Below are 13,854 nucleotides of genomic sequence, written 5' to 3'. Positions count from 1 at the left end.
GTCAAGAACCGCTATTGACGCAAAGCGTCCAATAGCGGCTTGGAAGAATCAGTTTCCAACGCAAGTCTTGTCTACCGCTACGAGTCGTTATCTGGCACGGACTTCCAGATATTTCCCTAGTCTGGACAAACTCCAAGCTCTCTGATTAGAGCGCTCTAAGAAAGGAAATCTTGATAGCGATGCGGTAAGGGAAATTTACTCAGTCAATGAGGTTTATCACCATGAAAGAGGACGATCCCCCCCTGCCCCCCCTTAATAAGGGGGGAGGAAGAGTTCCAGTATTGTCACCAGAAGGCAAACCATTGATGCCAACAAAACCCAGTCGCGCTCGACGCTGGCTGAAGGAAGGAAAAGCAAAAGTCGCGTACAACGACCTTGGAGTTTTCTGCGTCCAACTCCTGCAAGAACCGTCAGGAGAAGAAACACAAGAGATCGCAGTAGGAATTGACCCCGGAAAATTATATTCTGGAGTTGGGGCTGTTAGTTCCAAAGCAACTTTGTTCAAAGCACACCTTCAACTTCCCTTCAAATCTGTCACCCAAAAAATGACAGCAAGAAGGATATTGAGAAGAGCAAGGAGGGGACGGAGAATCAATCGAAAATTGCCTTTCGAGCAAAGATGCCATCGTCAAAAGCGGTTTAACAATCGGCGAAACGCCAAACTCCCTCCCAGCATCCGTGCCAATCGAGAGTTGGAGTTAAGAGTTGTCAAGGAATTGGCAAGAATCTATCCCATTTCTCGAATTGTCTACGAAATCGTTAAAGCCGACGTAGATTTAACGAGCGGACGCAAAAGTGCAAAGTCAGGAAAAGGCTTTTCGCCCGTGATGGTGGGGCAAAAAGTCATGGTGCAATGGCTAAACCAAATTGCACCAGTTACGACTAAAGAAGGATGGGAAACTTCGGCTCTGAGAAAGCATTTGGGTTTGGTAAAAGACAAAACGGACAAATCGAAAATCTCTCCAGAAACCCATGCCAATGACGGTATTGCATTAGCTTGCTATGCTTTTGTCGAATACCGAAAGTTCATTGACCCGATTCGGAAGATTCGAGGCGGAAAATGGTTTGGTTCTGTCGAATTGACGGATTGCCCGTTTGTCGTAATTGCCCGTCCCAAGCTCTATCGCCGTCAACTGCACTTTGAGAATCCCGATTCCAAGAAACCTAATCCCAGTCAGTATCGAAAAAGAAAAGGAGGAACGATTACTTCTTATGGTTTTCGTTCTGGAGATTATGTCGAAGCTGTTAAAGGGAAGAAAACTTATCGAGGCTGGATTGGTGGATATAGTGAAGCGAATAAAGTCGTTTCTTTGTATGACATTAACTGGAAAAGAATCGGTCAGTTCTCAGTCTCGAAAACTCGTTTGATTAAGCGCAGTACGAGATTGTTAGTGGAGCAAAGAAAATGCAGTTAGACAAAACTCTTTCTACACGCCAAGTCATACAATCCTCCCCATTGGGGGTCAGATTGTATCGCATTCCTCCCACGCTTGATGCTTCACATACAAGCGGGGAATCCTGCGCTTTATTGTTGAAATTTAGCCCCGATCGCGATCGGTTCGCTCTAACGCATAATGAGCAACTTTTAAGGCATAACGCGCTCGTTCCACTTCGGAAAGTTCTTCCCATTGCTTCACCTCTGATTCCTCAAACCCCTTCCCACGCATAGCATAAGCAAAAGGACGTGCAAACACTTGTAAATCTTCGATCGCCCAATTAGACAAAAGAGGCTTAACGCATTCAACCAAGCGATCGATGGGGGATAAACCCGCTTCCGTTAAATCTTGCACTCTTGCAGAAATAGTCTCGAGCCAATCTGTGGGAAGGCGATCGCCAAATTTTTCTTGTAAAGATGAATCTATCTCTCGAGTGGGAAATTTTTCCCAACAGCGATCGAGTTGAGCAAACAAGTCTTGCGATCGCGGCAGAATATCTTCTGATTCCGACCAGTCAGTTAAAGTGAAAACGCCTTCGATATTGCTTAAATAATTCTCTGTTTCAGGATCCGCAGGATTCCAAGGAAAAATGGACTCCTCAGATAAAATAGCCTCGAGTAATTCACCTTGCATTTGGGCAATGTTTTCGTCGCGATTGAGCTTGTTGTAATTGCGCTCGCTCATAATCTTACTCCTGTCGTTGTTACTTGCACCTGATGGATTATGGAGGTATCTACACGCTCCTGGGATGATGTTCCGCAGTCGTTACTGAATTTATGAATATTAATGCAAAAATAAAGCCCGCGATCGCCGGGGATAAACTCCTGAGACAAACTACTGACAATCTGTATGGGGGAAATGCGATCGCGGACACCTGCCTTTCAGGAAGGAAAAAGGAAATATGATTAGGCTTCCGGTGTTTTGCCTGCAACTTTTTCCTTAAAGAGCTTTCCAGGGCTGAATGCCGGAACTGTAGTCGCGGGGATCAGAATTTCAGCACCGGTTTGAGGATTGCGTCCAGTGCGTTCTTTTCTGTCTCTACCCTCAAATGTCCCAAATCCAACCAGCGTTACTTTTTCGCCCTCCGCAACGGTTTCCATAATGGTTTGAACTGTTGCCGTCAGTATTTTGTCAGTCTCTTTTTTAGTGTGTGTTGTTTTTTCGGAGATTTTGTTGACTAATTGTTCTTTGTTCATCAGAAAAATGGGTTTGAAACCCCGTCCTTTTAGGACGGCTTTACAGTTACCACTACCGCCTTGGAGCTGCTTAATTTGGTGTACTTTTGTAATGTACTTTCAACGGGACAGTTACCGTTTCAAATCTTACAGCCCTGTACGCATAGTGTTTTTGCTCTTTCGAGCCTCCTATTTCTAGGGTAAAGTTAGCTTCGCCAATGTTAAAAGGGCTTGTTAGGTTAGCAGCACTATTTCAGTGACCTTAAAATTGTTTAACTGCTAACGACAGAGCGAGGAACTAGCTTCGCATTCCAAGGTGTCGTGACCCAAATAACGTAGACCTCGAAGGTCTTAGGCTGGTCAGAACAGCTTTCTAGATTTCTCTTTCAAGCCTCACGCCTTTAGGCTGAGGTTTCTGACGGTTACTGGTTACTCGATCGCTAAATTGATTGTTTGCCAATCTGGACTATCTGGACTAGTAGCCTATTGTATAGGACGAAAGCATTATCAGTAGGAGATTTGAGATAAATTTTGGCTTTTTTTTGCGATCGCGTGCAATTGACAGAGATTTTTGACGGTAGGGGTTTGTCAAAATAGGCGGTCATATCGGGTGGTTTCCCTCCTTGTGGCAAGGCTTGAAAGTCTTGTTTTAAGGTCGATTGAGGGCATCCTCTCAATGGGTAAATTTCTTCGATATCCCAGCTATTGAGGCACAAAGCAAACCCTAGGTAAATTTTTCCTTTAGAAATTCTTCTGGGAGCGGCTAAGGAGCGATAGGTTTTGTCGTCTCCGAAGGTAATTGCTGTGCGATCGCCGCAAATTTCATTTTATTTTATAATCTCAATTTATAATCTCAAGCGTCTTAAAAACCAAACAATAACTTTTTTAAATTGGTAACGATTATATAATTCTCATGTTAGCAATTGTTGGATCAAAAATTGCCAAACCTGACTCATTATAAATTTTAAAATATAGCGGAATGTTTTTTGTACGACCTAAGAAGATAAACTCATGAAGACCATTGTTAATATATCTAAATGATTTTGTTGCCAACGCTCAAAGAGATACGGTACTATCGCCGATAGAGATAAACCCCAAGATAAAAAATTCAACCATAATGTTCCTTCTAATCTTAACTTATCTAATAATTGTTCAATTAACCAATAATGTGCTGAAGTTAAAGAGAGAGCGAGTTCTGGCCGATCCAAATAACGGCGATCGATTTGATATAAAATGTCCCCATCCAGACCAATCAAACTGCGTAAAACAGCCTGCTCGCTATTATCCTGAAAATAATGCGTGGAAACATTAATACCACATTTTAAACCACTATATTCATCAAATAAAAGATAATAGCGCAAATCGGCAATAAACTTAGGCCTAACAAAAAGAGAATGCCCCTGCGATCGCGCTTGCTGAATTTGTTCTAAAACCTCTTCATTCAAATGAAAATGAATGCCGTGGTAAACAACTCGGCGATCGGGTCTGCGTTCCTTCAAAAAGCGAATATAGCGTTCCAAATGAAGGCTATTTTCCATTGGCGATCGAGAGGCAAATAGTTAATAGTTGATAGTTAATAGTTGATAGTTGATAGTTGATTAACGGCGCAGAAAATCAAAAAATCCGCCTTCGCGTTGAGAGACAGCTTGTTGGACTAAACCGAGGAAAAATTCAAAGAGTCCTCGCCATTGTTTTTCTCCAGAAGCAACACTTTCATGATGGAGTTGCAAAATTAAATCTCTCTGGGGATGATCCAAAATTTCTTTGGCATAGCGATTGATCATATCTCCATCCAACTGTACAACAGTTTGGGCGTAAATCATATCCATATTCATCCCCTCATGCAAGTCTTTGAAATTGCGATCGGGATGTTCCAGTTTTAAGCGTTCGACGTGGCGTTTCTGATTATCCAAACAGGCTTTTAATTCTCCTACTTTTCGCAAAGCCCTGATGAAACTACCATTTTGAAGCAGTTTTTGGACCCGTTGAATTTCTAATTTACCTTCTCGATCGTAGTCTGAGGGATGAGGGTTAGGGAGGATTATTTGATCTGGGGACGTACTCAAAATCTCCAGCATTCGTTCATCATAAAGGGGAGATGAGGGGTCTGAGGCAATTAACGCATATTCGACCGCTAATTTCTTGCGTAGGGATAAATAGCGATCGCATTCACCTATAGGAATATCGCGGCGACGGAGATCTGCTTCGTTAATATCATAAACGCTATAATAGGTTTGCCAAGGAATGAATTTCGCTCCTGTAATGCGATCTACCACCATTGTATTCACTTCTAAGGCAGTAATATCAATTAAAACTTCTCCAATGGAACGGGCAAAATTTTGCAGGGCTTCTCCTGCTTTTTCCCCCGATCTAAGGGCAGTGTTTTCTACTGTTTGGATCGCCTTTTGAGAACTTGTTGTCCCTGGAACAGTGTTTGTTTCTCGAGATGAACTCGATCGCGATTTTGTCTTATAAGAACGTTGTGGTTTATCAAACATGATTTTTCTCTAATGGTGTAATAAATTTGTGCTTAGGTATTGTGGTTTGGTTCGAGTAAATCTGAAGATAGATCGGCTTCATCGGATAAAGAAATATCGAAATTAAATTCATCTCCGAATAGTTCTTCATCCCAATTGCGATCGAGTTCGCTGTCGGAAAAGTCCCCAACACTATTATCGATTAACTCGGGAGGTTCGCCTAAAATTTCATCAACACTTGCGGTTGCAAAGGTTTCTTCTAAGAGAGGGGTTGGCAAAGATGGCGATCTCGGCTTAGGAAAGGGTTCGAGTTCTTCAATGGCAAACTCTTCCCAATCTTCTTCTACAATTGAGGTATAACTCTCCGTATCGGACTGGGAAACAGCAAAGGGATCGGTTTCTGAGGTTGCATCCCATTCCTCTGCAACGGCGATCGCGTCTTCCCCAGAATTCTCAGTTGTCTCCTCTGTATCCTCATCTAACCACTCTCCCCAATCGGTATTTCCAGAAGTTTCAAAAGGATTGATTTCCGGTATTGCTGGACGGGTGGGTTGACTGTTAGTTTGAGGTTGGCTGGGCTGCGAACTTTCAGTTAGCGGTGGTTGGGGAGGGGTTGGCAGGTCTTGTTCGACAAATTTGACAAAATCCCCCCAATCTTCCTCTTCCTCTTCCTCTTCCTCCTCATTAACAAAATCCTCCCAGTCTTCCTCTTCCTCCTCCTGACTCTCTACCTTTTCTTCTTGATGTTCTTTCTCAGCGACAAGATCGGCATCAGATTCGGGAGTATCCCAAGGATTGTCTATTTCTTCGAGATCGTCCTCTGTCGTCTCTGGGTCTACAGCTAATTCAGCAATTTCTAAAGCAGCTAAACTGATTTGACTCTCTTCCTCAGTTGGATTTATAGTTTCTGCACTGTCTGAACTATCTGAAGAAAATTCCCACCCTTCCAAATCAAAATCCTCTTCAGATTCGGATAATTCTTCGAGATCGTCCCCTTGAAAGAGATCGGATTGAGACGAGTCTGAAGGAATGAAGGCCGCTTCTGCTTCGGGAGTTGGCAATTCTTCCCCCAAGCGGAGATTGGAAGTTCGATTCCAACCTTCAATTTCTAATTGTTCTGGAAGATGGGGTAAGTTTGGCGATCGCCCTTCCGGTGATGCTTCTGGCTGTTGTTCTTCCTCAGACAGTTCCTCCTCAATCCAATCATCACTGCTGAAAAGAGTATCAATAAAGGCTTCTGTTTGGCTGTCAGCAACTTCTTCTTCCCAAATTTCTTCTGGCGATCGCAAGATTTCTTGGGGTTGAGAGACTTCCTCTGTTTCAGATTGTTCCTCTTCAGATTGTTCTTCAGCCGAGAGACTGTTTTCTGTTTCTTCTTCTAGCCAGTCTTCAGTGAATTCAAGGTTTTCGCCGAATTGAGCCTCATTTTCAGACAGGGGAGACTCGATCGCGCTTTCCACTTCAAAGACAGGTAATTCTGTTTCAAAAGCCGTTGAGGAGATTTCCTCTTCTAACTCCTCTTCCGATGACGCGATCGCCATTTCTGGCGACTCCTCTGCTAAAACATCATTTAATTCAGTTTCAGCAAGAGAAAAATCCGATCGCCTTTGCTGAATTTGTGCTTCAGCTTCCACAAGACCTTCCAGGACATCTCCATTGAGTCCACTTTCTCTTTCTTCCGGGGATATCTCCTCAGAAGAAAAGAATTCTGGCTCTAAAGGAGTTTCGTCTAAGGTTGCTTCCTTGGCAATCTCTACCGTTGTAGATTCTGACTGAGATTCTCGGTTAGATCTGGGCATTTCTGCTTCCACTTGCGTTAAAGCAAATGCTTCCGAGGAAAAACCTGGGGAAGAATCTGGAGCAGGATTGTTAAGAGACGTAACGAGGGAAAATATCTTTTGCAGGCTGTGAATATTTTGCTCGATGATTTGCTGCCCCTTGTCCACTTGGGTAAAGTGGAAACGTAACAATTCGTGATAGGCACTGTTATTGAGGAAGCGATCGCCAATTTCGTTTTCAATATCTCCCTGCATGAGATTAATACTGGTACGAAGGCGATGCCCCGGTTTTGACTCGTCTAACGATCTTCGAGAAACTGCATTCTTCACAGTGACATCGCGATCGCGATCGGTATCCGATTCCGATGAGGATACCCAAGTGGTAATTTTTAACTCTACAGCCTCTGTGAGAGCAAGGGTGAAGGCTTCTTGAATCCTCCCTGCTTGTAAGGCTTCTCTAAATTCTTGACTTGATGGCATGACCTGCTTTCCCTGCTTTGGCTTCTAGCGTTCGCATTTTCGCTGAATAGCGCGATGTCCTGTGATGCACGAGTTCTGAGCGGTTATCTGAGTTTATTCTCGTCAGAAGGGGATAAAATCGGCGGACGGGAGGTTTTTGGCAAACGAGAGAGAGTGCTTGCCAGAATCACAAACATTTGTTGCAAATTCTCTAAGTTTTGTTGGATGATCGTTCGCCCATCTTTAACTTGTTGGAGATGAAATTCTCTCAATTCGGTATAGGGTCCATCACCGATAAATTCTGCACCGATTTCGTTATCAATATCGCCATCGACGAGGTTAATCCGAGTTTTCATGCGATGACCTGGGGCGGGTTTTTCGGCATCAACGGCGAGAATATTCGGATCGTCTGCGGAGGAAACCCAAGTAGTAATTTCTAGTTCGATCGCCTCTCCTAATGCTAAGGTGAGCGCATCAAATATATTTCCGGCTTTGAGTTGTTTTCTAAATTCGTCGCTGGCGGCCATACCCAAATTTCCCTTACTGTTGATTGACTTGAGTTTACCAAAAATCGACAATCCCGTAACCGAGTTCGTTAAGCATTTGGTGAAGTAAAGGTAGGCTTAAACCAATGACGTTGCTGTGACAGCCTTCAAGTTTAGTAATAAATAGTCCCCCTTGTCCGTCAATGGCAAAACCGCCGGCACAGTGTAGGGGTTCTCCGGTGGCGACGTAGGCGGCGATAATGCGATCGCTAATCTCGGCAAAGTAAACTTTTGTGATGCCGCATTTCACCAATTTTTTGCCGGTTCTACTATCAATTAAGGCGTGTCCGGTATAAAGTCTCCCGATTTTACCTCGCATCAGTTGCCAACGGGCGATCGCCTCGGCGGGAGATGCGGGTTTACCGTGAATTTCTCCGGCAACGAATAGCACCGAGTCGCAGCCGAGAACAAGGGAATGAGGGTATTTTTCGGCGACGATCTGGGCTTTACATAGCGCCAGAGTATTGGTTAATTTTTCGGGGTCTTCATGCTGAATGCTAGATTCGTCAAAATCACTCTTACAGGCGATCGCGTCAATGCCAACTTGTTGCAAGAGTTGTTTTCTAGCAGAAGAAGCTGAAGCTAACACGAAAGAAGGAGACATATTTTAATGATTGATTGTTGATTACTCATAACTCATAATTCATGGGGCGATCGATGGCAAATAAAGCCGCCTCGCGGACTTGAGAATGGTCATCTTTGACGAGGTACTGAAGGGCTGAAGCACTTTTCTCGCAGGGGAGGTGACTGAGGGCTTCGGCGAGGCGCTGACGCACTAACCAATCTTCTGAATCGATAAAGGAGAGAATATCATCGAGGGATTCCATTGCGCCAATTTCTCCCAAGGCTGCGATCGCCGCTTGTTCCATGACGGGTTCTTGGCTGTAGAGGGCTTCTATCAATACTTTTCGGGCGCGGATATCCCCGATATTTCCTAAAGCAACGGCGGCGCTAAAACGCACTAACCATTGGGTTTCCTCATAAAATGCACGCACGAGGGGTTCAAAAGCGCGTTTATCTTCTAAATAGCCCAATGCCCCCGCAGCATCGGCACGAATGCCATAATCGGGATCGGTTTGCAAGCATTTAACCAACATGGCATAAGATTCTTCCGTGGGCTTGACTCCCAGGGCAAATACCGCCATCGATCGCACCTGCAACACCTCATCGTTGAGGACTTTTTTGATCAGGGGAAGGGCATCATGGGAAGAAACGTGGCGCAAACTTACCAGTGCCAGCATTCGATCGCGAGAATTTTGACTCTCTAGTTGTAAGGCGATTTGTTCTAAGTCGGGTTGAATCATAATATTTTCTTTTTGCTCTTGATTTTAACTTGAATTTGAGTCCCCTAGAGAGTGCATCTCAACCTTCTTGCGATCGCCGTAGTGTTAAGATACAGGAACACCCTCAGCATTCCCTTAACTCAATTCTCAAAGCGATACCCGTTTATGGAAATTGAAGCGTTTAGCGAGCTTTTCCCTCTCTTCAACACAGCCAGTCCCGAAACGCTGCAATGGCTGCTTTCTGTTGCTGTCGAACATTCTTACCCCCAAGAACGGGCGGTTTTGATGGAGGATGCTTGGGGCAATGCGGTTTATTTTATTGTTTCGGGATGGGTCAAAGTCCGCCGTTTGGCGGGTGAAAGCGCCGCTACCCTTGCTGTGATGGGACGCGGTGACTTTTTTGGCGAAATGGCAATTTTAGACGAATCTCCGCGATCGACGGATGTAGTGGCATTGTGCAAGGTGGAACTGCTGAGTATTTCGGCTCAACGCTTTATTCAAACGCTTTTCAAGGATCCTCAATTGCACCATCGGATGTTGCAGTTAATGGTACAGCGATTGCGCTATTCCAATCTCCGCTTTCAATTGCGCGATCGCCCTCCTGCAGTCAAGTTAGCGAAAACCCTCGTTCTCCTCGCCGATCAATACGGCCAAATTACCGACCAAGGGAAAGAAATTCTCTTGATTTCCTATAACGATCTGGCTCAAATTTCTGATATTAGGATTGAGGAAACCCAGAAAATTATCGAAAAACTGGCAGATAAGGGCTGGATTCATATTGATAAAGCACGTCATAGTTTATCTTTAGTCAATCTCAGACAATTAACTCATTTAGCAGGACGGGTTTAATGGTGGACAATATCGTTCTAATCCTGTCATCAAGAGAAAGTCGAAGAAATTCTTATAAATTTTGGCACAAAGTATACAATTAATTTTGCTTAGGTACTTAGGGTTTGCTGAACGTGCTAAGTTGTTTGGTTTGATTAAAGCTGAGAGAAAACGACATCGAGAAAAGGATGCTCTCTCTCAGCAAATTTGGGACTCTGTTCCCTTAAGTTGACACCAATGGCAAGCATTGCGCCCCTACCAAATTACGCCAAACCTACTAATTTTTCGCTTAACTCCCACATTTTCTTGGCTTTTGCATCGTCACTTCCTTCTGCGGAAAGTTCCTGAACAAATGCCTCTCGACCTTCCTGTTGGCGGTTTCCCCAACTCCAATGTACTCCCGACTGCTTATAGTTGCGATCGGCGACTACTTCTGCAAGGCGTTCTCCTGCGAGTTCTTGAGTCACGTAACCTTTGGTAATATTCTTCTGAAACCAGGGGAAAATCGTGCGAAAAAGAGAGAAATGATTGCGGAATAATGGCGTATCTGCGACGCAACCGGGATAAATCGAACTAACGACAATTCCCGTTGTGTTGTGATAGCGACGATGCAATTCCCTTGCGGTGAGCATATTGCAGAGCTTACTATCTTTGTAGGCTTTCCCAGATTTGAATTTTTTGCCGTTAATCATGGCGATCGGTTCTTTGAATCCTGCTTCAAATCCTTGCAAATCGCCGAGATCGGGAGGTGCTGGAATGGGAATTTTGCCTCCTAATTCTTTACTATTTGCAGTGACGGTTCCTAAAATAACGAGGCGTTTTGTCGGAACTGGCGATCGCCGCAAATCATCTAACATGAGGTTGCAAAGTAAGAAATGCCCGAGATGATTGGTTGCTACGCTTAATTCGTAGCCGTCGGGACTGCGTAAGGGTTCTTTTTGTAAGGGCAAATAAACCGCCGCATTACAGACCAGTGCTTCTAGCGATCGCCCCCTATCTCGAAAAGTTTTGACAAACTGACGCACGCTATCTAATGAAGCGAGGTCGATCTCCATAACAGTATAATTCTCTTCAGGAATTTGCAAATCTTGTGCGGCTTTTGCTCCTTTCACCACATCCCGACAGGCCATCACTACATACCAACCCTTTGCGGCCAGTGCTTTTGCCCCATACAACCCAACTCCCGAAGATGCCCCCGTGATAATTGCTGTTGATTTCCAAATATCTCCCATGTTCGTGAAACTCCGTTAACCATCCTTGACTGTTTAGAAAGTTTACCGCATGGGTACTGACTGCGAATCCTCCGATGGAATGGATTGTAATATTTTGTCGCGATCGCGGATAACATGATTTGGCGATCGCCAGAAAAAGAAAATCAACAGTGTAGACTGCGATAAAGTATCCAAAATCCAAATTTAAAATTGTTTTATCTCCGCGATCGCGCTGTCACTCCTCGAGAGTATCGCGCTCAACCCAAACTTCAGTTTATCCCTCAACGGGTCAATCCTTTCCTGCTGCGATTGGTCATGTTGATGTTACCTATTTTCCTGCGCTTTCGTCTGCGATCTTGGCTACCCGCAGGCATTTCTCAGATTCAAGTCACTAACGCGAAGATATTGGCAGAATTTTATCAACAATTTCAAGGGGGAAAAATTCGCCTTTTATTTGCAGCTCGTCATGTTGAGGTAGACGATCCCTTGAGTATGATGTATTTATTCTCTCGAACTTTACCAAGAACTGCTCGTAAACTGGGGATTTCTTTACAATATCCTTTTTTTAGCCATTTCCTGTACGATCGCGGTATGACTTTGTGGGCTGGACGCTGGCTGGGTTGGGTTTTCTCGCGTTTAGGAGGAGTTCCCATCCATCGGGGTAAGTCTTTGGAGCGAGAGGCAATTCGCACGGTTCGCGAGTTGTTGATTAATGGCACAATGCCCATGGCGATCGCCCCGGAAGGTGCAACAAATGGTCATAGCGAAATCGTGAGTCCTCTAAAATCTGGGGCTGCTCAATTGGGTTTTTGGTGTGTGGAGGATTTGCAAAAAGCTAACCGAAGTGAGGAAGTTTTTATCATTCCCATCGGCATTCAGTATTATTATGTTACACCGCCTTGGCGCAAACTAGACAAGTTGTTAAGTCAATTGGAGGCAGATTGCGGTTTAGCCGTGCAGGGTATTGGTTCATCTGCGAGTGAGAGGCACAAAGATATCTTCTCGCAACGCTTGTTTAACTTAGGTGAAGCGGCGATCGCCCAAATGGAAGCGTTTTATCGTGATTATTACCATTGTCAGTTCCCCGATCGCCATCCTGGAGACACTCCCGAAGCAGTTTTAGGGAATCGCCTGCAAGTGTTACTAGAGAAAGCATTGCAAGTTTGCGAACAATATTTTCATCTCCAACCCCAAGGCAATATCAGCGATCGCTGTCGTCGTCTCGAAGAGGCGGGTTGGTGTCGCATTTATTGTCAAGATAGTACCGATCCGAACGCATTATCCCCCCTACAGCGAGGACTGGGAGACTGGATCGCCCACGAGTCAGCAATCCGAATGCGACATCTGCGATTAGTGGAAAGTTTTGTTGCAGTGACGGGAACTTATATCCAAGAAAAACCCACTATAGAGAGATTTGCCGAAACTGCACTGATTATATATGACGCGATCGCTCGTCTTAAAGGAACAAAAGTTCCTCATCGTCCTCGTTTAGGTTGGCGAAAGTCACAAGTTACAATTGGTACGCCTATTTCTGTGACGCAATTTTACTTGAATTGTCAGCAAGATTCTCCTCGGGAACATCGTCAAGCTGTCAAAAAAGCAGTTAAATCTTTAACAACTGAGTTACAAATTGCGTTAGAGAAAATGATTTCTACATGAACTTTGCAAAGCACCCAAAAATTTATCGATGTGGGAAAATAATTAAAGGGACATGAAAAGATAAGCGTGAATCACCGAAGCAATAACACTGAGAAATGAAGCTAAGAGTAAGGCGATCGCGACCAGTAAATGAGTGTTGCCCTCTTTTTTATGGGGATTAAAACCCGGTAATTTTGTCACCAAATACCCCCCGATAAAACCGCCAAAATGTCCCCAATTATCGACTCGGGGAACGAGTAAACCATAGGCAAAACCGATCGCCGCATAAACCAATCCTATTTTCCGAATCTCGCCATCTTTCGTGGTTTGTCCGTAGGACACCATCGCCCCAAATAAGCCAAAAACTCCCCCAGATGCCCCGACGGAGAAGGATGCGCCCTGCAAAATGGGCGGTAAGGAAACTAGACCCGTAGCTGCCAGACTGGTGAGTAAGGCTCCAGTAATGCCAGCAACGACATAAAGAATAGTTAAACGACTCCCACCGTAGAATTTAGCAACACTGGGGGCGAGATGGCGAATCCAGAGCAAATTGAAGAGAATATGGAGCAGGCTGCCGTGCAGCCAAGATGAACTCAAGACCGTCCACCAACGACCGAATTGAAAGATGGGAATAGATCCCGTCGAACCCAAAATAAAGAGACTTTGATTGCTAGGGGCTAAAAAGCCCAATAAACTATTGAAACCGATCGCTTTAGGGGCGATCGCGAGGGCGGCAATATAAAGCGCAATACAGCCCCAGGTAATATTGACACTCCCCCGTTAAATCAAAGATTATAACGGGGGATTCTTGCTTCACTGGGTTTGTCTAGTTTCAAGTCATCTCTGTCTTGAAACCCCGTCCAGATTCCCCTCCACAAGCATCTGTTTAACGTCCACTGACTGCCCGACAGCAGACAACCAAAAACTTAATTATGTTTCGGCTTCTCCTTCATAAACTATGCCGCCCCTGCTATCAGGTACTTCTTTTTGGTCGGACATTTTATCTGGCGAGAATCACCAATTC

15 protein-coding genes are annotated in these 13,854 nt (G+C 44.6%); 4 read left to right on the top strand and 11 right to left on the bottom strand.

The window, feature by feature from the left end; translation table 11 throughout:
• Nucleotides 1–221: 221 nt before the first annotated feature.
• Nucleotides 222–1,415 (top strand): RRXRR domain-containing protein, encoded by a 1,194-nt coding sequence (locus tag VB714_RS12390; RefSeq protein ID WP_323224565.1) that lies wholly within the window; start codon nucleotides 222–224, stop codon nucleotides 1,413–1,415.
• 123 nt (nucleotides 1,416–1,538) lie between these two features.
• On the opposite strand, the gene VB714_RS12385 is transcribed toward VB714_RS12390, so the two are convergent.
• A complete protein-coding gene (locus tag VB714_RS12385; RefSeq protein WP_323224563.1) occupies nucleotides 1,539–2,120 on the bottom strand; it encodes a hypothetical protein in 582 nt (193 codons plus the stop codon).
• 92 nt (nucleotides 2,121–2,212) lie between these two features.
• On the opposite strand from VB714_RS12385, the gene VB714_RS12380 reads away from it, so the two are divergent.
• Entirely contained in the window at nucleotides 2,213–2,341 is a 129-nt protein-coding gene (locus VB714_RS12380; protein WP_323224562.1) for a hypothetical protein, read from the top strand.
• Here VB714_RS12380 and VB714_RS12375 read toward each other — a convergent pair whose 3' ends face one another.
• The 7 genes from VB714_RS12375 to VB714_RS12345 form a co-directional block, all read right to left on the bottom strand.
• Nucleotides 2,342–2,632, bottom strand: a complete 291-nt coding sequence (locus VB714_RS12375) for an HU family DNA-binding protein (RefSeq protein WP_323224559.1) — start codon at nucleotides 2,630–2,632, stop codon at nucleotides 2,342–2,344.
• Between the two features lie 974 nt (nucleotides 2,633–3,606).
• Nucleotides 3,607–4,149, bottom strand: a complete 543-nt coding sequence (locus tag VB714_RS12370; RefSeq protein ID WP_323224557.1) for a hypothetical protein — start codon at nucleotides 4,147–4,149, stop codon at nucleotides 3,607–3,609.
• 60 nt (nucleotides 4,150–4,209) lie between these two features.
• The gene (locus tag VB714_RS12365) at nucleotides 4,210–5,109 is read right to left on the bottom strand and encodes a hypothetical protein (RefSeq protein ID WP_323224555.1); all 900 of its coding nucleotides are present in this window, start codon (nucleotides 5,107–5,109) and stop codon (nucleotides 4,210–4,212) included.
• Between the two features lie 32 nt (nucleotides 5,110–5,141).
• Complete coding sequence (locus VB714_RS12360; protein WP_323224552.1) at nucleotides 5,142–7,346, bottom strand: hypothetical protein; 2,205 nt, start codon at nucleotides 7,344–7,346, stop codon at nucleotides 5,142–5,144.
• Between the two features lie 83 nt (nucleotides 7,347–7,429).
• Nucleotides 7,430–7,852 (bottom strand): hypothetical protein, encoded by a 423-nt coding sequence (locus tag VB714_RS12355; RefSeq protein ID WP_323224551.1) that lies wholly within the window; start codon nucleotides 7,850–7,852, stop codon nucleotides 7,430–7,432.
• 34 nt (nucleotides 7,853–7,886) lie between these two features.
• On the bottom strand, nucleotides 7,887–8,474 hold the full coding sequence (locus VB714_RS12350) for a nucleoside triphosphate pyrophosphatase (RefSeq protein ID WP_323224550.1): 588 nt from the start codon (nucleotides 8,472–8,474) through the stop codon (nucleotides 7,887–7,889).
• Nucleotides 8,475–8,499: 25 nt separating this feature from the next.
• The gene (locus VB714_RS12345; RefSeq protein ID WP_323224547.1) at nucleotides 8,500–9,174 is read right to left on the bottom strand and encodes a HEAT repeat domain-containing protein; all 675 of its coding nucleotides are present in this window, start codon (nucleotides 9,172–9,174) and stop codon (nucleotides 8,500–8,502) included.
• A gap of 144 nt (nucleotides 9,175–9,318) precedes the next feature.
• Between VB714_RS12345 and VB714_RS12340 the strand changes: the two genes are divergently transcribed.
• Complete coding sequence (locus tag VB714_RS12340) at nucleotides 9,319–10,002, top strand: Crp/Fnr family transcriptional regulator (RefSeq protein ID WP_323224545.1); 684 nt, start codon at nucleotides 9,319–9,321, stop codon at nucleotides 10,000–10,002.
• 242 nt (nucleotides 10,003–10,244) lie between these two features.
• Here VB714_RS12340 and VB714_RS12335 read toward each other — a convergent pair whose 3' ends face one another.
• Together VB714_RS12335 and VB714_RS12330 are read right to left on the bottom strand one after the other, a co-directional pair.
• Entirely contained in the window at nucleotides 10,245–11,213 is a 969-nt protein-coding gene (locus VB714_RS12335; RefSeq protein ID WP_323224543.1) for a protochlorophyllide reductase, read from the bottom strand.
• Between the two features lie 42 nt (nucleotides 11,214–11,255).
• Nucleotides 11,256–11,387, bottom strand: a complete 132-nt coding sequence (locus tag VB714_RS12330; RefSeq protein WP_323224541.1) for a hypothetical protein — start codon at nucleotides 11,385–11,387, stop codon at nucleotides 11,256–11,258.
• 15 nt (nucleotides 11,388–11,402) lie between these two features.
• Between VB714_RS12330 and VB714_RS12325 the strand changes: the two genes are divergently transcribed.
• Nucleotides 11,403–12,851: a 1-acyl-sn-glycerol-3-phosphate acyltransferase gene (locus VB714_RS12325; protein ID WP_323224539.1), complete on the top strand. Its 1,449-nt coding sequence runs from the start codon at nucleotides 11,403–11,405 to the stop codon at nucleotides 12,849–12,851.
• 42 nt (nucleotides 12,852–12,893) lie between these two features.
• Here the strand turns inward: VB714_RS12325 and VB714_RS12320 are convergent, their stop codons facing one another.
• Entirely contained in the window at nucleotides 12,894–13,520 is a 627-nt protein-coding gene (locus VB714_RS12320) for a rhomboid family intramembrane serine protease (protein WP_323224537.1), read from the bottom strand.
• Between the last annotated feature and the right edge of the window lie 334 nt (nucleotides 13,521–13,854).

Origin of the sequence: Spirulina sp. 06S082 (assembly GCF_034932145.1) — a bacterium.
In the GTDB taxonomy this organism is placed as follows: Bacteria; Cyanobacteriota; Cyanobacteriia; order Cyanobacteriales; family Spirulinaceae; genus CCY15215.
Note: the sequence above shows the minus strand (reverse complement) of the source record. Positions and strands in the feature narration are given on the sequence as shown.